Origin of the sequence: Acinetobacter sp. ESBL14 (assembly GCF_036668815.1) — a bacterium.
Taxonomy (GTDB): domain Bacteria; phylum Pseudomonadota; class Gammaproteobacteria; order Pseudomonadales; family Moraxellaceae; genus Acinetobacter; species Acinetobacter gyllenbergii.
Genome location: NZ_JAZEVS010000001.1, coordinates 1,108,122 through 1,131,425 on the forward strand (window position 1 = coordinate 1,108,122; position 23,304 = coordinate 1,131,425).

General features: G+C 40.4%; 28 protein-coding genes. 19 read left to right on the top strand and 9 right to left on the bottom strand.

The features are described 5' to 3' along the window. Window positions 1-4 precede the first annotated feature (4 nt). Genes V6E90_RS05270 through V6E90_RS05280 form a run of 3 tightly spaced genes read left to right on the top strand, consistent with a single transcriptional unit; the run spans window position 5 to window position 1,292 of the window. Entirely contained in the window at window positions 5-268 is a 264-nt protein-coding gene (locus V6E90_RS05270) for a hypothetical protein (protein ID WP_005058768.1), read from the top strand. A 9-nt stretch (window positions 269-277) separates the two neighbouring features. Next, on the top strand, window positions 278-901 hold the full coding sequence (locus tag V6E90_RS05275) for an HD domain-containing protein (RefSeq protein WP_332604717.1): 624 nt from the start codon (window positions 278-280) through the stop codon (window positions 899-901). After that, on the top strand, window positions 891-1,292 hold the full coding sequence (locus V6E90_RS05280) for a hypothetical protein (RefSeq protein ID WP_332604718.1): 402 nt from the start codon (window positions 891-893) through the stop codon (window positions 1,290-1,292). The genes V6E90_RS05275 and V6E90_RS05280 overlap by 11 nt, the downstream gene beginning before the upstream one ends. A gap of 7 nt (window positions 1,293-1,299) precedes the next feature. Here V6E90_RS05280 and V6E90_RS05285 read toward each other — a convergent pair whose 3' ends face one another. The 6 genes from V6E90_RS05285 to V6E90_RS05310 all read right to left on the bottom strand — a co-directional run bounded on the left by V6E90_RS05285 (window position 1,300) and on the right by V6E90_RS05310 (window position 4,478). Further along, entirely contained in the window at window positions 1,300-1,632 is a 333-nt protein-coding gene (locus V6E90_RS05285) for a hypothetical protein (protein ID WP_332604719.1), read from the bottom strand. Between the two features lie 116 nt (window positions 1,633-1,748). Then, complete coding sequence (locus V6E90_RS05290; protein ID WP_004653899.1) at window positions 1,749-2,534, bottom strand: thiazole synthase; 786 nt, start codon at window positions 2,532-2,534, stop codon at window positions 1,749-1,751. Window positions 2,535-2,557: 23 nt separating this feature from the next. Next, window positions 2,558-2,755 (bottom strand): sulfur carrier protein ThiS, encoded by a 198-nt coding sequence (thiS, locus tag V6E90_RS05295; protein WP_004911577.1) that lies wholly within the window; start codon window positions 2,753-2,755, stop codon window positions 2,558-2,560. Window positions 2,756-2,764: 9 nt separating this feature from the next. Continuing rightward, window positions 2,765-3,130, bottom strand: coding sequence for a DUF423 domain-containing protein (locus tag V6E90_RS05300; protein ID WP_023269582.1), 366 nt, complete (start codon window positions 3,128-3,130; stop codon window positions 2,765-2,767). 107 nt (window positions 3,131-3,237) lie between these two features. Further along, on the bottom strand, window positions 3,238-4,107 hold the full coding sequence (gene rpoH / locus V6E90_RS05305) for an RNA polymerase sigma factor RpoH (protein ID WP_004653896.1): 870 nt from the start codon (window positions 4,105-4,107) through the stop codon (window positions 3,238-3,240). A gap of 131 nt (window positions 4,108-4,238) precedes the next feature. Continuing rightward, a complete protein-coding gene (locus V6E90_RS05310) occupies window positions 4,239-4,478 on the bottom strand; it encodes a sulfurtransferase TusA family protein (RefSeq protein ID WP_032860420.1) in 240 nt (79 codons plus the stop codon). Between the two features lie 357 nt (window positions 4,479-4,835). On the opposite strand from V6E90_RS05310, the gene V6E90_RS05315 reads away from it, so the two are divergent. From V6E90_RS05315 to fba, 3 genes are all read left to right on the top strand, one after another. Further along, window positions 4,836-5,048 carry a cold-shock protein gene (locus tag V6E90_RS05315; RefSeq protein ID WP_004653893.1) on the top strand — a complete coding sequence of 71 codons (213 nt, stop codon included), beginning with the start codon at window positions 4,836-4,838 and terminating at the stop codon, window positions 5,046-5,048. Window positions 5,049-5,159: 111 nt separating this feature from the next. After that, entirely contained in the window at window positions 5,160-6,311 is a 1,152-nt protein-coding gene (gene rhlB, locus V6E90_RS05320) for an ATP-dependent RNA helicase RhlB (protein WP_016539877.1), read from the top strand. A 210-nt stretch (window positions 6,312-6,521) separates the two neighbouring features. Then, window positions 6,522-7,559 carry a class II fructose-bisphosphate aldolase gene (gene fba / locus V6E90_RS05325; protein ID WP_004653891.1) on the top strand — a complete coding sequence of 346 codons (1,038 nt, stop codon included), beginning with the start codon at window positions 6,522-6,524 and terminating at the stop codon, window positions 7,557-7,559. A gap of 106 nt (window positions 7,560-7,665) precedes the next feature. Here the strand turns inward: fba and V6E90_RS05330 are convergent, their stop codons facing one another. Together V6E90_RS05330 and V6E90_RS05335 are read right to left on the bottom strand one after the other, a co-directional pair. Continuing rightward, entirely contained in the window at window positions 7,666-8,979 is a 1,314-nt protein-coding gene (locus tag V6E90_RS05330) for a peptidylprolyl isomerase (RefSeq protein WP_023269583.1), read from the bottom strand. Continuing rightward, window positions 8,979-11,453, bottom strand: a complete 2,475-nt coding sequence (locus V6E90_RS05335) for an LPS-assembly protein LptD (RefSeq protein WP_016539879.1) — start codon at window positions 11,451-11,453, stop codon at window positions 8,979-8,981. The genes V6E90_RS05330 and V6E90_RS05335 overlap by 1 nt, the downstream gene beginning before the upstream one ends. 118 nt (window positions 11,454-11,571) lie before the next feature. On the opposite strand from V6E90_RS05335, the gene V6E90_RS05340 reads away from it, so the two are divergent. From V6E90_RS05340 to V6E90_RS05400, 13 genes are all read left to right on the top strand, one after another. Continuing rightward, complete coding sequence (locus V6E90_RS05340; protein ID WP_332604721.1) at window positions 11,572-12,585, top strand: aminoglycoside phosphotransferase family protein; 1,014 nt, start codon at window positions 11,572-11,574, stop codon at window positions 12,583-12,585. Then, complete coding sequence (murU, locus tag V6E90_RS05345) at window positions 12,585-13,274, top strand: N-acetylmuramate alpha-1-phosphate uridylyltransferase MurU (RefSeq protein ID WP_262757626.1); 690 nt, start codon at window positions 12,585-12,587, stop codon at window positions 13,272-13,274. Before V6E90_RS05340 ends, murU begins: the two co-directional genes overlap by 1 nt. 174 nt (window positions 13,275-13,448) lie before the next feature. Continuing rightward, on the top strand, window positions 13,449-14,084 hold the full coding sequence (gene rsmG / locus V6E90_RS05350; RefSeq protein ID WP_016660310.1) for a 16S rRNA (guanine(527)-N(7))-methyltransferase RsmG: 636 nt from the start codon (window positions 13,449-13,451) through the stop codon (window positions 14,082-14,084). A 17-nt stretch (window positions 14,085-14,101) separates the two neighbouring features. Continuing rightward, entirely contained in the window at window positions 14,102-14,884 is a 783-nt protein-coding gene (locus V6E90_RS05355; protein WP_016539883.1) for a ParA family protein, read from the top strand. Then, window positions 14,881-15,768 carry a ParB/RepB/Spo0J family partition protein gene (locus V6E90_RS05360; RefSeq protein WP_016539884.1) on the top strand — a complete coding sequence of 296 codons (888 nt, stop codon included), beginning with the start codon at window positions 14,881-14,883 and terminating at the stop codon, window positions 15,766-15,768. The genes V6E90_RS05355 and V6E90_RS05360 overlap by 4 nt, the downstream gene beginning before the upstream one ends. 98 nt (window positions 15,769-15,866) lie before the next feature. Next, window positions 15,867-16,496, top strand: a complete 630-nt coding sequence (locus tag V6E90_RS05365) for a MotA/TolQ/ExbB proton channel family protein (protein ID WP_332604722.1) — start codon at window positions 15,867-15,869, stop codon at window positions 16,494-16,496. Between the two features lie 14 nt (window positions 16,497-16,510). After that, window positions 16,511-16,939: an ExbD/TolR family protein gene (locus V6E90_RS05370; RefSeq protein WP_004806616.1), complete on the top strand. Its 429-nt coding sequence runs from the start codon at window positions 16,511-16,513 to the stop codon at window positions 16,937-16,939. Continuing rightward, window positions 16,936-18,663: a lipid A export permease/ATP-binding protein MsbA gene (gene msbA, locus V6E90_RS05375; protein ID WP_016539886.1), complete on the top strand. Its 1,728-nt coding sequence runs from the start codon at window positions 16,936-16,938 to the stop codon at window positions 18,661-18,663. Before V6E90_RS05370 ends, msbA begins: the two co-directional genes overlap by 4 nt. Before the next feature lie 2 nt (window positions 18,664-18,665). Continuing rightward, the gene (lpxK, locus tag V6E90_RS05380) at window positions 18,666-19,673 is read left to right on the top strand and encodes a tetraacyldisaccharide 4'-kinase (RefSeq protein ID WP_065342138.1); all 1,008 of its coding nucleotides are present in this window, start codon (window positions 18,666-18,668) and stop codon (window positions 19,671-19,673) included. 9 nt (window positions 19,674-19,682) lie between these two features. Next, on the top strand, window positions 19,683-20,444 hold the full coding sequence (kdsB, locus tag V6E90_RS05385; protein ID WP_332604723.1) for a 3-deoxy-manno-octulosonate cytidylyltransferase: 762 nt from the start codon (window positions 19,683-19,685) through the stop codon (window positions 20,442-20,444). A 2-nt stretch (window positions 20,445-20,446) separates the two neighbouring features. Next, a complete protein-coding gene (locus V6E90_RS05390; protein ID WP_332604725.1) occupies window positions 20,447-21,430 on the top strand; it encodes a DNA polymerase III subunit delta' in 984 nt (327 codons plus the stop codon). Window positions 21,431-21,614: 184 nt separating this feature from the next. Continuing rightward, a complete protein-coding gene (locus V6E90_RS05395; protein ID WP_332604726.1) occupies window positions 21,615-21,920 on the top strand; it encodes a hypothetical protein in 306 nt (101 codons plus the stop codon). Window positions 21,921-22,078: 158 nt separating this feature from the next. Next, window positions 22,079-22,588, top strand: a complete 510-nt coding sequence (locus V6E90_RS05400; protein WP_016660311.1) for a hypothetical protein — start codon at window positions 22,079-22,081, stop codon at window positions 22,586-22,588. Window positions 22,589-22,782: 194 nt separating this feature from the next. Here the strand turns inward: V6E90_RS05400 and V6E90_RS05405 are convergent, their stop codons facing one another. After that, window positions 22,783-23,145 carry a hypothetical protein gene (locus V6E90_RS05405; protein ID WP_332604727.1) on the bottom strand — a complete coding sequence of 121 codons (363 nt, stop codon included), beginning with the start codon at window positions 23,143-23,145 and terminating at the stop codon, window positions 22,783-22,785. Window positions 23,146-23,304 lie beyond the last annotated feature (159 nt).

Here is a 23,304-nt window from a genome sequence, read left to right on the forward strand (position 1 = left end):
TGGGATGTTAACCAAAGAATATTTATTAAAACACGCAATATCGTCTGATCAAGTTAAAGTCAAAGGGCATTTGACAGAACCTCGAAGTTATGGGGTGTATGCATTACCTTTAGATCGAGATGGTACTCGACGATTCCGATTTGGTAATCACCCTATGCGCCAACAGGAACTGAAACATGAGTTTGGTTCCTGTACCTTGTATCAGCTTTTTTTAGAGCGTAAAGATGCTGAATCATTGGCAAAGTGGCTGAATAAAGAAATCCAATGAGGATGAGCAATGCCACAATATTTAACTTCATTAGAAAAATCATGGTTTGAGCTGCAGCAGCATTATTATTTTTCTGAACCGCAGAAAGTTTTTAATAAGTTGATTGCTGCCTACAGTGAAAAGCAGCGGGCTTATCATACGCTGCAGCATTTGTATGAATGTTTGGCTTTATTTGACACGATTCGAGCTGATTTAAATGATGGGCATGCAGTTGCATTGGCGCTCTGGTTCCATGATGCAGTTTATGATCCGCAAGCGAAAGATAACGAGTTGAAAAGTGCTGAGCTGTTCGAGCAGTATTTGGTTCAAGATTTACCAAACGATATTGTTCAAAAGATAAAGCGGTGGATTGTTGCCACGCAAAAGCATGCATCGACAGATGAGTTGGATTTACAGTTTTTACTGGATATTGATTTGGCGATTCTAGCGGCTTCGCCAGAGCGTTTTACGGAGTATGAGCAGCAGATTCAGCAGGAATACGCTTGGGTTGATCCAGATGTCTATTTGATTAAAAGAAAAGAAGTCCTAGCGCATTTTTATCAGACAGAACCGCTGTATCAAACTGAATATTTCCAACAGAATTTTGAGCAAAGGGCGAAAGGGAATTTGAGGGAAATATTGGATGGAAAATAGTTTACACATTCCTAAACTCCTTAACACGAATGCTAGGATGGCATTGGCAAAGCGATTGAACTTACCTTATCACGATAATATGCAAGATTGGGAATATGAAGTCGCTGACGTAGTTCACATAGATGATTTTTTGAATGCTTATGGTCTAAACGATATTACAGACGATGAGCGATTTCTGCTGATTGAAATGCTTTTTCAGTCTTTTGAAGAAGTGAATGATTTAGAGAAAGACTCTCGTTGGCATCGGACACTATCTTTTGTTGAAAATAATCTTGATTTGCACACACAAACTGTTCTTTATTGGGCAAATGGCGTAGAGCCATTTGAGGATAGTTGGAATATAGCGCCTTTTATTAGAAACCTGAGAGACCAATATAATTTGAAAAAATAAAATTCATTTAGGGATAATATTTTATCCCTTTATGGTGATACCTTTTCCCCTGGTAAATTAAATAAGATGAGTAATTATCATCAATCATTAAATTAACTGAATGGTTGCATAATTTGTAAAATAAATCATACTCAAGATCAGTTACAATAGGTCGTATTACACCCCCACCAAGAATATCCATAACATCATTCTTATAAATATCTAAATCTTCTTTGTTTTCCCACCACGTTATAATTTCGGTAAGTGTCTCAAAAGGTGTTTCCCAAAAAAACTCCTCAGCGCCATATTCGAGTTGAACGGGAATGATTTCGTACGTTGGTTCTAAAATAAAATTTGTCATAAATCGCCTCTTTTCCTAATTTTACTGTAGCGATGTTACTTATACTTTTAATACTAATGATCGTCTAAAAATAACTTCTGTGAATGTAAAGGGCGAACTGTGTTCGCCCAAAAACTTTACTTAAAGAAATACCCAGTCTCTGGTGAGCTCGCATTCGCCATACGCTTACGTGGCATACGACCTGCTAAAAATGCTTCACGACCTGCTTCAACCGCTTTCTTCATTGCAGAAGCCATTAAAATTGGATTTTGCGCAGCTGCAATCGCTGTATTCATGAGTACGCCGTCGCAACCCAATTCCATTGCAATCGCCGCATCACTGGCTGTACCAACACCAGCATCAACTAACACGGGAACTTTGGCATTTTCTTTGATGATTGAAATGGTGTGTGGATTGAGAATACCGAGACCAGAACCAATTAAGCTACCCAAAGGCATGATCGCAACACAACCCATACTTTCAAGTTCTTGAGCAACAATAGGGTCATCTGAGGTGTAGACCATGATTTCAAAGCCATCATCAATCAAGGTTTGCGCTGCTTTAAGCGTTGCAGTGACATTTGGATATAAAGTTTTTTCATCACCAAGGACTTCTAACTTCACCAAATTGTGACCATCAAGCAGTTCACGGGCTAGCATACAAGTCCGAATCGCGCTATCTGCATCAAAGCAACCTGCGGTATTTGGCAGGATTGTGTATTTCTCAGGTGGAATCACAGAAAGCAGATTTGGTTGATCGGCATGCTGACCAATGTTTACACGACGAATTGCAACGGTGACAATTTCAGCACCACTGGCTTGAATGGCTAAATCAGTTTCATTGAGATCTTTATATTTACCAGTTCCGACCAATAAACGAGATTGGAAAGTACGTGAACCAACAATTAAAGGGGAATCTTGCATGGGCTTACTCCATTTTTAGCCGATTAGCCGCCACCAACAGCTTGAATAATTTCAATACGATCTTCAGGAGCAATTGTTGTTTGCTCAAGTCTACTTTTCGGAATAATCTGTTGGTTCTTCTCTACAGCAAAGCGTTTGCCTTCTAAGGCTAAGCTTTGAATCAATTGCTGTAGATTTTCACAAGACGTGTCTGTTGACTCGCCATTTAAATAGATGTGCATGATCAATCCTTATTTCGCATGCTTGATTGCTTGCCATGCGAGTAACAGCCAGCCCGCTATCATAAACGCACCGCCAATCGGTGTAATCGCACCTAAAATACGAGGTAGGCCGAGCGCCATAATGTATAACGAACCGCAGAAAAAGATGATACCAATTTGCATCAAAATAAAAGGAATTTTTATTGGGAATGTTGCTGTGGTTTTATGCAAAACACCTAAAATCAGTAAGCCGAGCCCATGATAGAAAAAGTATTGAGTTGCTGTTGCCCACCAAGCGAGTTGCTCTGGGGTTGCAAATGATTTGAGTCCATGAGCACCGAAAGCACCCAACATAACTGCAAGCGCAAGGTTAAGCGCCGAGATAGCTATCCACATAATGGCAATGGAACTGGAAATTTGATGAACAAAGTTAACATATTCGAGGGCTTAAACAAAGCCAGATAAAACAAAAGGGCATTAAAGCCCTTGTGTTTGGTTTGATTTTAACTTGCAGACATCGCAGTTTTGATCTTTTCCATTGCATTTTTTTCAAGCTGGCGAATACGTTCTGCGGAAACATTATATTCTGCAGCTAGTTCATGCAAGGTTGATTTGTCATCATCTAACCAGCGACGTTGTAAAATATTCCGTGAACGATCATCTAGCTGATCCATTGCCTCATGCAAGGCCGTAGTGCTTTGTTCTTCGTAGTCTTCTTCTTCAACTAATCGAGCAGGATCGTAACGATTGTCCTCGAGATACAGTGCAGGTGCTGTATGTGGTGTATCGTCATCGTCATCGCCTTGAGCTTCAAAAGCAGCATCATAAGCGGTTAAGCGACCTTCCATTTCGAGCACTTGCTCTGGTGTGACATTCAAATCATTGGCAATTGATTTCGCTTCTTCCAAAGTGAGTCGTTTGCTTGATTTTTTAAGGCTACGTAAGTTAAAGAATAATTTACGTTGTGCCTTGGTCGTTGCGATTTTGACAATACGCCAGTTACGAATCACATATTCATGTATTTCGGCTTTAATCCAGTGCACTGCAAAAGAAACTAAGCGAACACCCATATTTGGATCGAAGCGTTTGACCGCTTTCATTAATCCAAGGTTACCTTCTTGAATGAGATCGCCTTGTGGCAATCCGTAACCTGCATAGCTACGTGCAATATGTACCACAAAGCGTAGGTGTGACATTACCAATAGTTTGGCAGCATCAAGATCTTGGTCATAATAATAACGCTCAGCAAGTTCTTTTTCCTGCTCGGCCGTTAGAATTGGAATTTGATTGACAGTACTGATATATGCACCAAGGTTTACGCCTGGCGCAGACAATGACAGGGGCATCAATTGATTGCTGCTGTCAGTAGTCATGGAGTCTCCTTATAGGATGGTATTTAAGTCAACAATTTCATCTTAATGCGAATGTTCTTCATCACTAAGGAAATTTGAGTATAGAAATGTAAAGTTAACTATTTTATCTTTACCAAGAGTTTAGCAAAGAATCACATAGATTCAATTAAATAGTGAAATTCATTGTCTGAAATTTTTTGTGTCTGGCATTGAAGTTGCTGAATTTGGCAATATCGTGTTACATCAATTTCACTGTGCGGGTCAGAAGATTTCAATAGATATTGTTGTATGCCGTTGGCTTTCTTTAGTGCGCGCTTTAGCATGAGCAAAGGCATGGGGCAAGGTTGCCCTAAGGCATCAATAATGATGAGAGTATCGGGTGTGTCGGTCATATTCATTTAAATCACTTTATTCAGAATTATCTTAACAAATTTTTGCGTAATTTTTGAGAGGAAAATTTCATTAAAAAATTAGCTAAATTATTGAAAAAAACAGATAGAAATATCCTTAATAACTAAAAAAACTTCTATTAATTGTGATAAACCCATGATAAGCTCGATGCGTTTTAGAAAGTTGTTTAATGCAATTTAATTGTTTTAAACTCTATAACAAATGGATGTAACCGGAAATTGTTGATAGTTTTACAGAATGATTACAAGCTTTAAAATTATAAATATTTTAAAACCTTGTTGGCTCTGCTGTTTGCAACACCGGAAGGTCCTTATCTTTCAATATCTGAGGATTGACTTATGACAGCTCGTGAACAAGGCGTAGTAAAGTGGTTTAACGACACTAAAGGCTTTGGTTTTATTCAGCGTAATGGTGGTGATGACGTATTTGTTCATTTCCGCGCAATTATGGGTGATGGCCACCGTTCTTTACGTGACGGCCAACGCGTAGAATTCAGTGTTGTTCAAGGACAAAAAGGTTTCCAAGCTGAAAACGTTCAGCCTTTAGACTAATTTGTTGCCTTAACGCAATATAAAAACGCTCCAATGTAATTTGGGGCGTTTTTGTTTTTTATGGTTTATAATAGCGACTTTCTTTTGGTCGTTGATGGTTTGAGAGCATATATGACATCTGGTTTTGAAACCTTAAATTTACATCCGCAGCTGAAGAAAGCGATTGATGCTTTGGGTTTTACAAAAATGACCCCAATTCAGCAAAAGGTTTTAAAATATACATTAGCAGGGCATGATGCCATTGGTCGAGCGCAAACAGGTACGGGGAAAACTGCTGCCTTTTTGATTAGTGTGATCAATGATCTACTCAATAATCCAGTGCAAGAGCAGCGTTTTCGCGGTGAACCACGTGCATTGATTTTAGCGCCGACCCGTGAGTTGGCATTGCAGATTGAGAGTGATGCGCAAGCGTTGACCAAGTTTTCAAATTTGCACCTTGTGACCTTACTCGGTGGTGTGGATTTTGAAAAACAAAAGAAAATGTTGGATCGTAACTTTGTCGATATTATTGTTGCTACGCCTGGACGCTTAATTGATTTTGTTGAGCAAAAAGAAGTGTGGTTGGATAAAATCGAATTCTTAGTAATCGATGAGGCTGACCGTTTGCTTGATATGGGCTTCATTCCTTCTGTCAAAAGAATTGTTCGTTACTCCCCGTTTAAAGAACAGCGCCAAACTTTAATGTTCTCTGCAACATTTAGTTATGATGTACTTAATTTAGCGCGTCAATGGTTGTTCGAGCCAGTTACAGTCGAAATTGAGCCTGAGCAAAAAACCAATAATGACGTTGAACAGCGTGTCTATGTGGTTGCTAAACAGGATAAATACAAGTTACTGCAAGATATTTTGCGTGAAGAGCCAATTGATAAGGTCATGATCTTTGCCAATCGCCGAGATCAGGTGCGTCGCTTGTACGATCACTTAAAGCGTGATGGATATAAAGTAGGCATGCTATCTGGTGAAATTGCACAAGATAAGCGTTTAAAGATGTTAGACCAATTCAAACAAGGTAAGAACAATATTATGATTGCAACAGATGTTGCGGGTCGTGGTATTCATGTCGATGGTGTTTCGCATGTGATTAATTTTACCTTGCCTGAGCAGTCGGATGACTATGTGCATCGTATTGGGCGTACAGGGCGTGCTGGCGCGCAGGGCGTTAGTATTAGTTTCCTGTCAGAAGATGATGCATTCTATTTACCAGAAATTGAAAAAGCGATTGGTAAAAAATTACCGTTAACACGTTTAGAAGGTTATTGCTAAATTTTGATCCATTTTATTGGATCTAATTAAGCGCAATGTCTTTTGAGAAAAAGGTCAAATCATGCTGTGATTTGACCTTTTTGATTATTAAGTCAGAATAACTACTCAAATTACACAAAAGATTGAAGATTTTTTTATAATTACTGTGATTAGTTGCTGAATTGAAATAGATCAGCATGTAGAATATGGCGCATTACCTGGGAGGATATTATGGCTCTAATTTCAATGCGCCAGCTCTTGGATCACGCTGCAGAACATAACTACGGCGTACCAGCGTTTAACGTAAACAACTTAGAACAAATGCGTGCAATCATGCTCGCTGCGGATGCAACGAATTCACCTGTTATCGTGCAAGCTTCGGCTGGTGCGCGTAAATATGCGGGTGCACCTTTCTTACGTCATCTTATTTTAGCTGCGATTGAAGAGTGGCCACATATTCCAGTGGTAATGCATCAAGATCATGGTACAAGCCCTGATGTTTGCCAACGTTCAATCCAATTGGGTTTTAGCTCAGTGATGATGGATGGTTCATTGGGTGCGGACGGTAAAACACCTACAACTTATGATTACAATGTTGACGTAACTCGTCGTGTTGTAGCAATGGCACATGCGTGTGGCGTTTCAGTTGAAGGTGAAATCGGTTGCTTGGGTAGCCTTGAAACTGGTATGGCAGGTGAAGAAGATGGTGTTGGTGCAGAAGGTGTGCTTGACCACTCTCAACTGTTAACTTCTGTTGAAGAAGCAACTCAGTTTGTGGCAGATACCAATGTCGATGCCTTGGCGATTGCTGTCGGTACTTCACATGGTGCGTACAAGTTTACTCGTCCACCTACAGGCGATATCTTGGCCATTGACCGTATTAAAGAAATCCATGCTGCTTTACCAAATACACATCTTGTGATGCATGGTTCAAGCTCTGTACCACAAGAGTGGTTGGCTGTGATTAACCAATACGGTGGTGATATTAAAGAAACTTATGGTGTGCCTGTAGATCAGCTAGTGGAAGCGATCAAACATGGTGTGCGTAAGATTAACATTGACACTGATTTACGTTTGGCTTCTACTGGCGCAATGCGTCGTATGATGGCTGAAAAACCAAGTGAATTTGACCCGCGTAAATTCTTTGGTGAAACAGTTGAAGCAATGAAGCAAATCTGTGTAGATCGTTATAATTCATTTGGTACATCAGGTAATGCAGATAAAATTCGTCCAATTTCTTTAGAGAAAATGGTTGATCGTTACAAATAATCAATTTGTAATGGGTAAAAAATAGCGGCAATTGCCGCTATTTTTTTACCTTTAATTTGGGGAATAAAAAATGCCAGCGGATTGCTGGCATTTTTCTTAAGCGGATTTATTTCTGTTGTGCTTTTGAGTCAAGGCTCGCATCTTTAATTTCCACGTAAGCATTGGCACGAAGCTCACGCATCCAGCTATCAACTTCGGTATCGAATTGGCGTTCACCCAAGATTTGACGTGCCATACGTTCTTGCACTTCTTTGGTCATGTCTTGTTCACGAGTATCTGTGACTTGCAAGATATGCCAGCCGAACTGGCTTTGGAAGGGTTGGCTGATTTGTCCAACCGGTGTTTCTTTCATGACTTTTTCAAACTCAGGAACCATTACACCAGGACTCACCCAGCCTAAGCTACCGCCATCACGGGCAGAACCTGTATCGTTGGAGTAGGTTGCAGCGAGTGTTGCAAAATCATCACCTGCTTTAGCGCGGTTGTATAGGCTATCGATCATTTGTTTTGCACGATCTATGCTTACCACTTCAGAAGGTTGGATTAAGATATGGCGGGTCTGATATTGAGGGACTAATGCTTTTTGTTCGTTTTGCTTGCGTTCAAGTAATTTTAAGACATGCACGCCATCACGAACATTGATCAGCTCAGTGGTTTGTCCAACTTGAAGTGGGGCAATACGTGCTGAAAGCTCAGTTGGAATTTCTGAGAGTGAGCGGAATCCCATATCAGCGCCATCAACTTTCACGGAAGCGGTGGATAGTTTAGAGCTAATTGATTTAGTGTCATCACTTGTAGTGAGGGATTGTTTTACTTGTTGAGCGACTTGCTGTACATCATTGGCATTGTCACCTGAAATACGCATGTGAAGGACGTGCACCTGAGTCCCGAGCGCAGCTTGACCTTCTGGTGACTTAAGGAAGTTGTCAACATCATGATCACTGATCTTAATACGTGACATAACTTGTTGTTGGCGTAAACGACCAATCGCTAAATCTTCAGCAACACGGTTACGCAAGTTTTCGTATGTACCAGGCGCAATTGCATCTAACTTTTGTTGAAATGCTTCAAGTGTATTGGCCCCTGATTGGTTTGCGACTTTTAATACCGCAGCATTTAAACTTTTTTCATCAGGTTTGATGCCATAACGCTTCACTTGCTCTAATTGAGCTTGGCGAATGATCAATTGATCAAGCACTTGCATTTGCAAATACTGTTGCGGCGGAACAGTTTTATTCTGTGCTTTTAACTGGTGTTCTGTTTCAGCAATCCCTTGTTCTAAATCACTTTTAAGAATGACACTACTATCTACAATGGCAACAACCTCATCCGTAGGTTGTGCAAAGCTTTGCATTGATGAAGAAATTAGGGTAGCGAGAACAGTCGCTTTAAAGATATGTTGAAAAGATTTTATCTTCATTAACGTTGTGTCCAAGATTGATTAATTTTGTTGAAACCTAAAACTCTGTTTTCAAGGAGAGAAGCAAGCTTGTTGTTTAAAGCACCAAGACCTTTCAGGGTGAATTCAGCCATCACCGCATTCTTTTTACGAACATCTGGAGAGTTTGGATCATCCAAATCGTTATAGTAAGAACGGCCATAGACTGAAACAGCCCAACAGCATGATTCGTAATTTACACCAAGTAAGTATTCACGCATCACATTGTTGTCAATGTCGTATTGAGCATGACCCATAATACGCCAATTGTCTTTTACAGGTTGTATAAAGGATGCAACAACTTGGTCATAAGAATCCTGTCGATCAGGGATGTGCTTACGATAAAAATAGCCTAAGTTATAAAGATTACCTTTGTCGCCTGTATAGTAGGCTTGAAAGTCCCGCTGTGCGTTTTCACCATTCGACATCCAAGCAGAGTTGGAGGTGATAGTGAAGTTCTGGTTAAGCTGGCTCGATAAGCTTACAATCGGTCCTGTACGACGCTGTGTGTCAAACTCATCGAGTTTTTCATTTAGGCTGACACGACGATCACTGAAATAATAGCTTTGACCAATGCTAGCTTTAATGCGCTCTAGGCCTTCAGTATCCAGCAAGCTATAAGTCACACCGAGCGACAAGAAGTTATTGTCATCTAGACGGTCATGTCCATAGAAACGATACGGGTTGAACAGTTGATCATAGTTGATCGATGCTGTGGTCGAATCAAAGTTTGGATGATCATCTTGGTTTTTATAAGGTGAATAAGCATAAAAGGCACGAGGGGAAATACTTTGTAAGTATTTACCATCTTTCTCAAATGTTAAACCAGTCGATAATGTGAATTGTGGAACGACAACTGATTTCTCTAAATCATCAGAAGCAGATAGTCCACGGCCTTCTTTTGAATCTTGATCGTAGAAGGTATTAATGCTACGGACAGAAACTTCTGGAACGACATAGAACCAAGAAGGAGTTAAGTAGTTATAACGAACTGCAAACTGATTGTAGATACGGGTACCGCTTGATTCTAATGCAGATCCATCATTTACAGATTTTTTGAAATAAGCCGTATCGTTATTAAACTCGTATTGTAGGCCTTGTGGATCACCCGTAATGTAGTTTAATAAGAATTGCGGAAGACGAGCGTAGGGCTTATCGACATCTTTGATTGTCTTATCCAAAGTTTGGAAGTCTTCAACTTTCAACTGAGCTCTCAGGCCCGGAATTCCATTTTGGTAATTCAGTTCCCAAGCACGGCGTAAATTTAGATCTGTTCGTGTGTTTGGATTATTGTTGAAATCCGCGAAGTAATCTTTATCTGATGCGTAGTTGTATTCTAAATTGGTCGACCATTGATTATCGATCTTCCAATTGTGAACAAAGTGAAGATCATCACGTGCTTCATCACCATATTGATTGTCTTTGGCAATATAACCACCCCAAATACGACCTGAACCAAAGTTTTCAGTCATATAGCGGAAGTCAGCATCTAATTTCGGGCCACGTTTGCTCATGTAGCTCGGCGTGAGTGTGAGGTCATAGTTTGGCGCAAGATTGAGATAGATGGGGGTGATTAATTGTGCACCACCATCATTGCTATAACCAAAATTTGGGCTCAATAAACCTGTCGTACGTCGGTCATCAATCGGGAAGTTGAAATAAGGAACTGCAAGTACAGGTACATTTTTGACATAGAGCTTGGTACCGCGTGTTACGCCACGACCTGTATCTTGGTTGAGCTCAATTTCTTTGGCCTGAATTTTCCATGCAGGCTTTTGCTCAGGAGGACAAGCAGTATAACTCGCATCCTTCAACACGACTAAGTTCTGATTGGCCCGTTTGATCTGGCTGGCATGACCATGTGCATGCTGCTGTTCTGAGATATAGAAACTATTATTTAGATCACCCGTTTGTGTCTTTAAATTATAGTTAATTGTATCGCTTTGGGTGAGTAAACCTGATTGAGCAACTTGAACACGACCTTCGGCGTTGGCGTAGGTCTGTGTTGAATCAATGGTAACTTGATCGGCACGAATGGTGCGGCCTTCTTGGTCAATGACGACATTGCCTTGTAGGACTGAATCACCCGCTGGGTTGTAATGCCCATAATCTGCTGTGAGTACAGAGGTGGTCGTATCCGCAGTGCCAGCTTTTGTTTCTGGGTTGATTGGAGTCACCCAAGTCCCTTGGCAAAAGGAGGAGCTCAAATAGCGATTATCACGTAACTGTGCTTCAGGTGCGGATTTATCCACATAATATTGCTGGAAGAAACTTTCCCCAGGATAACTTTCTTGATTTTGCTGTTCTTGATTCTGTCGAATGGCAGCTTTGAGCTGTTTATTGTCAAGCGTAGAGACAGCATCAGCTGGTGCCGCGAAACTGGATTGGATCGAGCCGCCACATAAGAGTGTCAAAATAGCTGTTGCTAAAGGATTAAATTTAAACTGATGTTTCATTGTCTCATTAACCAGTACGCTAATTCACAATTAATTATTGTCGCATCATAGAGAAAAAGTTGATAAGTGGCTACACTTAAGCTTTCAAAATCTCAGCTAGTTTTAGATTTTATTGCAAATGAATACACAACGTGAACAATTGATACAAACTTGGCTTCAAGCCACTCTACAATCTGATCAATTTGAGATCAGCTTTCTGGCTGGAGATGCAAGCTTTCGTCGCTATGCGCGAATTAAGTTACAAAACAAAACATACATGCTAATGGATGCACCTCCTGAAAAAGAAGATTGTGCACCATTTGTCAGTATTGATGAGTTTTTTGACAAAAATGGTGTGCGTGTTCCGCATATTGTTGCGAAAGACTTAACTTTGGGACTGCTGTTATTGGAAGATTTTGGGGATGTGGTGTTATCAACACTACTCAATGATCAAACAGTAGATCAATATTATGCTCAAAGTTTTAAGCAGTTGATTGAATTGCAGCAGGTCGATGGTGATGCACAATTGCCAGCTTATTCTTATGAAAAGTTAATGACTGAAATGCGTTTGCTTACAGATTGGATGTTGCCTTCATTGAGCATTCAACCGACAGAGCAGCAATTGGAAACAATCGAACAAGCATTCGACTTTCTTGCGATTGAAGCAACTCAGCAGCCACAAGTGATTGTACATCGTGATTTTCACAGTCGTAATTTGATGAAAATCGAGAATGAGCAAGAATTAGGTGTGATTGATTTTCAGGACGCAGTAATTGGTGCGGATACTTATGACTTAATTTCAATTACACGTGATGCCTATGTACAGTGGAATGCTGAGCGTGTATATGAATGGTTTGAGGTGTTCTATAACTTATTACCTGCATCAGCAAAAGAAAACCGTAGTTTTGAGCAATTCAAGCGAGATGCGGACTTGATGGCAATTCAGCGCCATTTGAAAATTTTAGGTATCTTTGTACGCCTGTTTGAACGTGATGGTAAATCTGGCTATTTAAAAGATTTACCACGTGTGATGTGGTATTTGCTTGAAGAAAGCCAAGGCTATGATGAACTGAATGATTTCATGCAGTTTATCCGTGATGTGGTCATGCCTAAATTTATTGCGAAATATGGTGATTACGAGGTTGCAGCATAATGAAAGCCATGATTCTTGCTGCAGGTCTAGGCAATCGCATGCGACCTTTAACCTTACATACGCCTAAACCTTTACTTGAGGTGGGTGGCAAAGCTCTGATTGTTTGGCATATTGAAAAGCTGAAAGCGGTGGGTGTGACTGAGATCGTGATTAATACGGCTTGGTTGGGAGATAAGCTTGTTGCTGCTTTGGGTGATGGTTCACAATTTGGTGTGACCATCTTGTGGTCACATGAAGGTGAGGGTTTGGAAACGGCGGGTGGTATTATTAATGCTTTACCGTTGTTGGGTGATCAACCTTTTATCTTGGTAAATGGTGATGTTTGGACCACAATGGACTTTTCATCACTCTTAAGTGTTCAGTTGGAGGATAAACAAGCCCATTTGGTCTTGGTAGAGAATCCACCACAGCATTTGAAAGGTGACTTTATCCTTGCGAATGATTTGGCTTACACCTTTGAACAAGAGCAACTTGGCGAAGCATTAACTTATAGTGGCGTTGCGGTATTGGCACCGCAGATGTTCGCTGGTTTGGAAAATGGCAAGCGACCTTTAGCGCCATTGTTGAAACAAGCGATGCAACAACAGCAGGTTTCTGCTGAAAAAATGCAGGCAATTTGGGTGGATGTAGGTACGCCTGAGCGGTTGCAACAGTTGGATCAGCAAATCAAGCAGGGCACGTTTGCATAATAAAAAATGCTTTGTCTATCTGTGATTTGCATAAGAACAGACAAAAACTTAGCGGATTGTGCAGTTTATCATGCTTGTAAATGTTTAACTGCATAATCGTTCAACAAGTCCTACTGTGCCTTGTATCAGAAATCGGTATACTGCACAGCAAATTTATCGAGATGTTGCACTGTTATGCATCCTTTTTTTCAAGAATTAAAGCAAGGTAGTCAAGCGCTAGGTCTGAACCTGAGTGAGGACGCCCTAATACTCTTATTGAAATATCAAGATGCTCTCGTGCTATGGAATAAGGCCTACAACTTGACGGCAATTCGTGAGCCGAAAGAAATGTTGGTTAAACATTTATTAGATAGTTTAAGTATCTTAAATGATTTACCACAAGGTCGCCTATTGGATGTGGGTACGGGCGGTGGTATGCCAGGCATGATCATTGCATTATGCCAACCAGAACGTTCTTGTGTACTATTAGATTCAAATGGGAAAAAGATTCGTTTCTTGAAGCAATTTATTGCGGATTTAAAACTGAATAATGTTATTGCTGTGCAAACACGTGTAGAGAATGAAGATAGTATCGGTGAGCTTGGTCAGTTCGATGTCATTACCAGTCGGGCATTTGCTTCTTTGACAGACTTTGTGGATGCAGCGCAACCTTATATGCACCAACAAAGTATCATTGCCGCAATGAAAGGCTTAATCCCAGAGGATGAAGTTGAGCAGATGAAAGATCAGTATTCATGTAAGATCATTGAACTGCGTGTGCCAAGATTGGATGAACAGCGTCATTTACTTTTACTTCAACGTATTCAATAAAAATATTAAGGGTAGTCATGGCTCAAATTATTGCGATTGCAAACCAAAAAGGTGGTGTGGGAAAAACCACGACAGCAGTCAATCTTGCTGCTTCTTTGGCGATCTTGAAGAAACGTGTCTTGTTGGTCGATATGGACTCACAAGGGAATGCCACCATGGGGTCTGGCATTCAAAAGAATGATTTACTTTATTCAGTTACAGATGTGTTGTTGGGTGAAGTGCCGATTGAAACAGCTATTCAAAAAGCTGAAGTAGGTTATAAGGTTTTAGGTGCAAACCGTGAGCTTGCAGGTGTGGAACTTGCCATTGCAGAACAGGAGGGACGAGAGTTCATTCTTAAAAATGCATTGCAAGAAGTCGATTCCGCATTTGATTATATTATTGTGGACTGTGCGCCAAGTTTAAGCCTGATCACTGTGAATGCCTTGGCGGCTGTCAATGGTGTGATTATTCCAATGCAATGTGAATACTATGCTCTGGAAGGCTTGGCTGACCTTACACAAACCATTGACCGTATACAAAAAGCCCTTAATCCAAACTTGGAAATTGTTGGGGTATTACGTACCATGTATGACGCTCGTAATGCATTGACACGTGATGTGTCAGCTGAATTAGAGCAATATTTTGGTAAAAAACTCTATGAAACGGTCATTCCGCGAAATATTCGTTTGGCTGAAGCACCTGCACATGGTTTGCCTGTGATTTATTTTGAGAAAAGTTCGAAAGGCGCTGTTTCATATTTGAATCTCGCTGCAGAAATGTTGAAGAAAAGTAAAGTGAAAAAAGGAAGTGCTGTATGAGCATCAAGAAACGCGGATTGGCTAAAGGTCGTGGTTTAGATGCGCTATTGGGTTCAATTCAAAAAGAGAAATTGCAACTTGAAGCACAAGCCTTGGATCATGGTCAACTCAAGCAAATTGATGTTAACTTGTTGAAGCGTGGTGAATATCAGCCACGTCGTTTCATCCAGGAGCAGGATTTACAAGAGCTTGCAGCATCAATTGAAAAACATGGTGTGATGCAACCGATTGTGATTCGTCCTGTAGATGATGAACAGCATCCATATGAAATTATCGCGGGTGAACGTCGTTGGCGTGCAGCACAATTGGCTGGTTTGGCTGAAATTCCCGCGATTGTACGTGATTTAAATGATCAAGTCGCAATTGCCTTGGCTTTAATTGAAAACATTCAACGTCAAGATTTAAACCCGATTGATCAGGCGGTTGCTTTACAACGGTTCCATGATGAGTTTGGTTTAAGTCATCAAGAAATTGCAGATACGGTCGGCAAGGCACGTACTACAGTGAGTAATTTGTTACGCTTACTTAGCTTGGCTGATCCGATTAAGGACTTAATGCAACAGGGTCAGATTGATATGGGGCATGCCCGTGCGATTTTGACATTGAAAGCAAAAGATCAGATCGCGGTTGCACAAATCGTGATTGAAAAAGGTTTGTCGGTACGCCAAACTGAACAGTTAGTTCGTGAGTGGAGTGAACCAAAACCTGAAAAGGAAAAGGCTCAGATTTCTCCAGATATTGAACAATTGACTCAGAAACTTTCGGAGCGTTTCGGGGCAAATGTGAAAATTGACCATAATCAGAAAGGTAAAGGGAAAATGGTCATTCATTACCACTCATTGGATGAGTTGGATGGAATCCTCAATATTTGTTTGCCGAACTAATATCAAGGATGGATTCGTTGAGTGTTTCGCAAAATTGCTAGAATGATCAATGAATCCAAGTCCATCCTTTTATAGTTTAAATATTATTGGGGAATAATATGTGGGAACTTGTGAAAGCGGGTGGCTGGTTAATGCTGCCCCTTATTCTCTCATCAATTTTTACGGTTGCGATTACACTTGAACGATATATTCGTTTAAAACGGTCACAAGTTTTACCGCAAGCACTGCTTGTCAATGGTTCGGATGTAGAGTCGGTTATTACGCAGTTAAAACAAGATGAAGCATCAAAAAGTCCTTTGGGGCGTATTCTTAAAGCGGGTTATGAGCATCAAGACCAAGGCGAACAATTTGCACGTGCTCAGATGGAAGCAACAGCTTCTCAAGAAATTAGTTATCTCGAAAAAAACATCAACTTCTTAGGGACCTTGAGTGCAATTGCACCTTTATTGGGTTTACTTGGAACAGTACTCGGGATTATCGAATCATTTTTAGTGATAGATGTGGGGTCGGCTGGTAATGCCAGTATGATGATGCCAGGTATTTCTAAGGCTTTAATTACCACTGCTGTTGGGATGTTAATTGCGATTCCTGCCATGATTGCCTATCGTTATTTCCAACGCGTGGTTCATGAATATATCGCTGAATTAGAGCAGCAGTCGACCTTGTTTCATGCCGCGCTTTTTTACAAGAAAGCAGGACATGTACAAGAACATCGTCGTGCCAGTTAAGCCGAGGTGTTCGCATGAAGTTTAAGCGTTCTCAGGTTGAAGATATTCATATCAATTTGACACCAATGATTGACTGTATGTTATTTATCTTGGTGTTTTTATTACTTTCTACGACATTTAGTCAGCAAAGTCGTATAAACCTAACATTGCCAGATGCGCAGGGTGTACCGCCTAAACAATTCGATCACAAAATTGAAATCATGGTAGACTCCACAGGGCATTATTCTGTCAATGGTCAGGCTTTATCAAGTAAAGATATTGCTGACTTAAGCACAGCAATTAAGCAGGTTGCACAAGATCGTCGTGATTTTATGTTTATTATTGCTGCTGACGCCAAAGCTGCACATCAGGATGTCATTCGTGTGATGGATGTGGCAGGTCAACTCGGATTTGTTAACGTCAATATCAGCACCAAAGTTCCAACGAGAGGTTTTACTGAGTGAATCAGGATTTTAAGGTTTATGTCCGTTTAATATCGTATTTAAAATCTTATTGGGGCGTAGCCTTACTCGTCTTACTTGGTTTTGGAATCAACGCTGCGACGGAAGTTTCTGTCGCAAAGTTGCTGAAATACATTATTGATGCCATTCAAGAAGGTAGTCGTACAAACTTGGACTGGTTTCCAGCCCTCATTGTCTTATTGATGTTCTTCCGTGGCGTCGGTCTATTCCTTGGTGGTTATTTCTCTGCTGTCATTTCGCGTAGTTTAGTGTTTAGCATCCGTCAGGAAGTCTATGCAAAGCTACTAAGACTGCCAGCGCAATACTATCTTGATAATAGCGCAGGGCATATTAGTGCCAAATTGATGTACAACGTAGAGCAGTTAACAGCAGCTTCTTCTGAGTCTTTACAGACGCTGATCAAAGATGGTTTGATTGTTATTGGTTTGTTGAGCTATTTACTCTATACCAATTGGCGTTTAACACTGTGTATCGTGGTTTTCATGCCATTTATTGGTTTGCTGGTCAGAGTCGCATCAAAAAAGATGCGTAAACTGTCGATTCAAGTGCAAAATACCATGGGGGATGTGAACCATGTGGTACAAGAGACGATTACTGGAAACTCTGTTGTAAAGAGTTTTACGGGTGAAGCTTTTGAACAGAAGCGTTTTTATAAATCTTCTGAAGAAAACCTTCGTCGTGGTTTGAAAATGGTCGTCGTGCAGAATATTAATAGTCCGATCATTCAGCTGTTATTGTCGATGGCAATGGCGATTATTCTTTGGTTGGCTTTGCGTCCTCAAGTTTTTGGTGATACGTCTGCAGGTGAGTTTATATCATTTATTACCGCTGCAGGTTTGATATCAAAGCCAGTAAAGAACTTAACCGATATCAATGAAAAACTTCAACGTGGTTTAGCAGCAGCCCATTCAGTTTTTGAATTGCTAGATATGCCTGAAGAAGTGAACAACGGGCAGCTTAAACCTGTGTTACATGGCAATATTAAATTTGACCATGCAAACTTGCGTTATGAAGATGGTACACATGCAATAAAAGACTTTTCTTTAGATATTAAGGCAGGTCAAACCATTGCATTGGTTGGGCGCTCTGGTGCAGGGAAAACTTCTTTAGTGAATATGTTGCCACGCTTTCAAGAGTTAAGTGAAGGGCAAATTTACTTTGACGATATCCCTGTTCAGGATATTGAATTGGCTTATTTGCGATCACAAATTGCGACAGTGAATCAGCAAGTCGTGTTATTTAACCGCTCAGTACGCGATAATATTGCTTATGGTCAGTTACAAGACTCGAGTGATGAGCAAGTGATTGCTGCGGCTAAAGCTGCTTATGCGCATGACTTTATTATGAACCTACCACAAGGTTATGACACGATTTTAGGTGCTCAAGGCTTAAATCTATCGGGTGGTCAGCGTCAGCGTATTGCGATTGCAAGAGCAATTTTAAAAGACTCTCCAATTTTAATTTTAGACGAAGCGACCAGTGCCTTGGATAATGAATCTGAATACTTTATTCAGCAAGCATTTGATGAAGCTATGCAGGGCCGTACCACCATTGTGATTGCCCACCGTTTATCTACAGTTGAAAATGCAGATGTCATTGTCGTGATGGATAAAGGTCAGATTATTGAACAAGGTACCCATGCTGAGTTACTCGAAAAACATGGCATGTACTATCAGCTACACCAACGTAACTTCGAGGAAAACTAAGTATGTCGATGGCGCAACGAATACAGGATGCTTGGAATGAACAAGCTTCGTGGTTAGTGGTGTTGCGCCCCCTGTCTTGGTTGTATCGCTTAGGTTTTTGTGCCAATCAGGCTTTGTATAAACACGGAATTAAACCTGTTTATACGGCACCAGTACCTGTCATGGTCATTGGTAATATTACCGTTGGCGGCAGCGGTAAAACGCCATTGCTGATTCAATTGGTCAAATATTTACAACAGCATCAGATTCGTGTGGGTGTCATTAGTCGGGGATATGGCGGCGAAGGTCCATTCCCACTTTTGGTGACGCAACGATCTGAACCCGATACTGCCGGTGATGAACCCTGCCTTATTGTTCAATCGACCCATGTCCCGATGGCGGTTGGGCCGAATCGACAAGCTTCGATCGAGTTGTTACTCGAACAGGAAAAACTTGATCTCATCATTAGTGATGATGGCTTGCAACATTGGGCTCTGGCACGTCAAATTGAATGGATCGTATTAGATCAAAATCGGGGTTTGGGTAATGAAAAGCTATTACCAGAAGGCTATTTACGTGAGCCTAAATCACGCCTAAAAGATAGTACTGTGATTGAACATAGCAAAACTGCACAAGCGCAAAGAAGTATGCATTTGGCGGTGGGGCAACCTTATCTTTTAAATACCAATCTTGAAGAAAGCTGGTTTGATGTGGATCAGTATTTTAATGCAGTGGTTGGCATTGGTTTTCCGCAACGTTTTTATCAAACACTCAATAGTTTGAATGTACAGCAGTATCAGGCACATGAATTTCCAGATCATCATGATTATGAAATCGGCGATTTAACATTCGACAATCATGATGCGATTATCACTACTGAAAAAGATGCAGTAAAGTTTAAAACCTTATTAAAACAACATCCTGAATTCAATACACCGATTTGGGTGGTTCCTGTTGAGGCTGTATTATCATCCGATTGTTATGACTTGCTGAAACAACAATTACAGCATGTCGGTATTCAATTTTCTTAGAGAGCGTCCATGAAACATATTGTCATTCCTGCTCGTTTTGCGAGTTCTCGTTTGCCAGCAAAACCATTACTCCTGATTCATGGCCGTCCAATGATTTTGCGTGTGGTTGACCAAGCCAAAAAAGTTGCAGGTTTTGATGATCTGTGTGTCGCCACGGATGATGAACGTATCGCAGAGGTGTGTCGTGCGGAAGGGGTTGATGTGGTAATGACCCGTGCAGAACATCCTTCAGGCACTGACCGTTTAAGCGAAGTCGCACGTCTGAAAGGCTGGGATCAAGATGATATTATCGTCAATGTGCAAGGTGATGAGCCATTGTTACCAGCACAATTGGTTCAGCAGGTGAGCCAGCTTTTAGTCGACAATCCGCAATGCTCAATGTCTACGTTGTGTGAGCCGATCCATCAGTTAGATGAGTTTCAGCGAGATAGTATTGTTAAAGTGGTGATGAGTAAGCGTAATGAGGCGTTATATTTTAGCCGTGCAACCATTCCGTATGATCGTGATGCTGCGAAACAGAGCGAAGCAACATTGCATGATCAAGCTTTTCGTCATTTAGGTCTATATGCCTATCGTGTGAAATTGCTGCAAGACTATGTCACTTGGGAACAAGGTCATCTCGAAAAGTTGGAAAGTTTGGAGCAACTCCGTGTGCTTGAAAACGGTCACCGTATCGCGATTGCTGTGGCAGAAGCTAATTTACCGCCAGGAGTTGATACTCAGGCAGACTTAGATCGCTTAAACACTCTGCCTGTGAGTGCATTTGAATAACTATGGTCGATACTCAATCTACAGTGATTTATCCTTGGCATGCTCAGACATGGGAATTGTTAACAACGCGGTTCCCTGAACTTGGTCATGGTCTTTTGTTTTACGGAAAGAAAGGTTGCGCCAAGCAAGAGTTTGCAGAGCGATTTGTGGCTTGGGTGCTGTGTCTAAATAAACAGGCACAACGGGCCTGTGGTGAGTGTACCAGTTGTCAATGGTTGAAGTCCGATACACATCCAAACTATGTGCATATCACTACGGATGAAGACAATAAAAAGCAAAATGCAAAAATCAAAATTGAAAAAATCCGAGACTTACTTCCGTTTGTTCAGCAAACAGGAGAGGGTTGGCGTGTGGTGGTTATTGAGCCTGCTGAAGCCTTAAATACGGCCTCTGCCAATGCATTGCTCAAGACCTTGGAGGAGCCTGGCGAGAAGGTTGTACTGATCTTATTGGCCGACCATTATTTAAAACTTCCTGCAACGATCCGAAGTCGCCTACAGCATTTTGCTTTAGACCGATTAACGATTCAGGAGGCACAAACATTTGTACAACAGCAAATTCCTGAGATTAATGCCGAGCAAGTTTCATTATTGTTAAATCTTGCCAATGATATGCCGTTGACAGCGATTGAGATTGAAAAGAGTGAATGGTTACAGAAACGTGCATTATTCTTGAATGATTGGTTTAAGTTGGTGGCTGAAAAGAATATGCCTTTAAACTATTCAAATAAGTGGTCTAAAGAATTAAATTTCTCTGAATTGATCACCATGTTTGAATATCTTTTAGGGGATTTGATCAGTTTAAAGTTGAATCAATCCTTAAAGAATGATGATTTGGACTTTAAAGCACTTGCCGAGTTCTACAGTTTGGAAGCGCTGTTTACGATTTACTCTGACTTACAGCAGAAAAAGTTAATGATTGAGCAAAATGTTCAAACCCAACTGGTGCTGGATGAGTTATTTATTCAGTTGATGAATGTTACTTAAGTAGATTTTAAAAATATTTTAATTAAATTTATAGACTTAGTCCTCTAAATCAAACATGAGGCCTAAGTTTTATCGTGTTTATGTAAAGTTTGTATATAAATTGTTCGGTACTCTTCAAACCTGATTAAAACTATATAAAATGTGAGTTACTTCACAATAATATTAAAAAATAAGGAATGTAGAGATGAAAATAACATTTATAGCGATTGCTTTATCATTTGCAGTAATGCCAAATATCGCAATGGCTGAACCGAAATTTGTATCCAATATTAATGGCTCCTCATTTGCGATTAATGCTTCAAATGTAGGCTTTCAAGCATATGAATGTGTATATAGCTATTCATTTAATCATGCCCAAGGTGTGGTCGTGAATCAGTTCAGTGGTACGCTTTATATCGAAGCTGGGGTGAGTAATATTTCTGTGATTTCAAGACATACAGATCAAATGATTAGTGCGTTGAATTTTGATTATAAATGCACTGAAAAATAGTCATTCATGACGTGAATGTTGAGTAAAGAAGCCGCTTACAAGAGCGGTTTTTTTATGGAAAAAATTTCCCTTATGGTGAATGTTAAAAATTCACATATTTCAATAAGTATGTTATTTTTTCACATGGCGTTTTGCTCGATATGCTAGGGAATTGAAATATGCACGTAAAAACACTTTTGGTCGCTTTCAGCTTTTTGTCATTAAGTGCTTGTCAGACATTGGATTCAGCAATGTCTGCAACGGATGGAATTTTAAATAAAACTGGAGATATCCTCAGTGGGGACTTTCGTGGTTTGGGGCCTGCGAAGAAAGCAACGCTTTCTGAAATCTGGAGGGATTGGCAACAAAATGAAATTACTGCAAAACGGAAATGGGATGCTCAGCGTCTTGAAGTACCCGGAATCATTACTCGTATTACTAAAACTGGTGAGGTGATTTCTCAAAACCAGATTGCGATTATTTTTAAAGATCCAAGTAATAGTAAATGTAAAGGACAAGGCTTGACACGTGACGATTTAAAAGTAAATACAGATAAAATTAGCAATCTAAAAGTTGGTGATCGGATTACCGTGACAGGTGTGCTGGGTACAACTGAATCAAAATGGGCAACGCAAGGTGAATGCTGGTTCTCATTTGATAAAGCTGAGATTGTAAAAGCAACAAAATAATCTATTCGGTCGAGATCTTAAGCCGGCCTTACTATCTCGATCAACCTAAATTATTTATGGATTTAAGGTGTTATCATCATCTTCACTTCCTGTAGGAAGTGGAGTGTAATAAACCAGTTTCAATTGGTTGTTTTTGAGGAGGTAAAATTTTTTAGCATAGATATCTTTTTCATTGATTTGAACGGAACCATGGCTCACCAATATAAGCTATTGGGTCGGATATCAATTAACTTTTCTCCAGTTTCACCACCGAATACGTTGAGAATTTTTCCTGTTCTTTTACTAATTAAGGTCAGGCTAAAACACATCGCACCACAACCCCAACCAACTGCGACATATTCTCCTGCATAGTCAGGTTTTTCTTTTAATCCCTCTGATAATCGTGTTCTAAACAAACGAGCATCAGCATCACTCTTGTCTAATTGTGCAGTGGGCCCTTTATAAGTCTGCACGGGGTAGTCAGTGAATTTGGGTTGAGTGTTCAAAGTCTTCGCATAGAGCATGGATGGACTGAATAGGTAAGCACTACACAAGATGACTAGGTTCATTCTTTTCATTCAAAACTCCTGTTGATCTGCCTTTTTATGCTTTAATCGAGTGGGTTCAGTCAATTTTGATAAATTGTCATCTTGGTTTAAACAATCCTATCTAGAATGCTTGGCTTGTTTAAATAAGACTCAGGTTGGTGGCTTTGTTCTGGTTTTATTTAAACATTA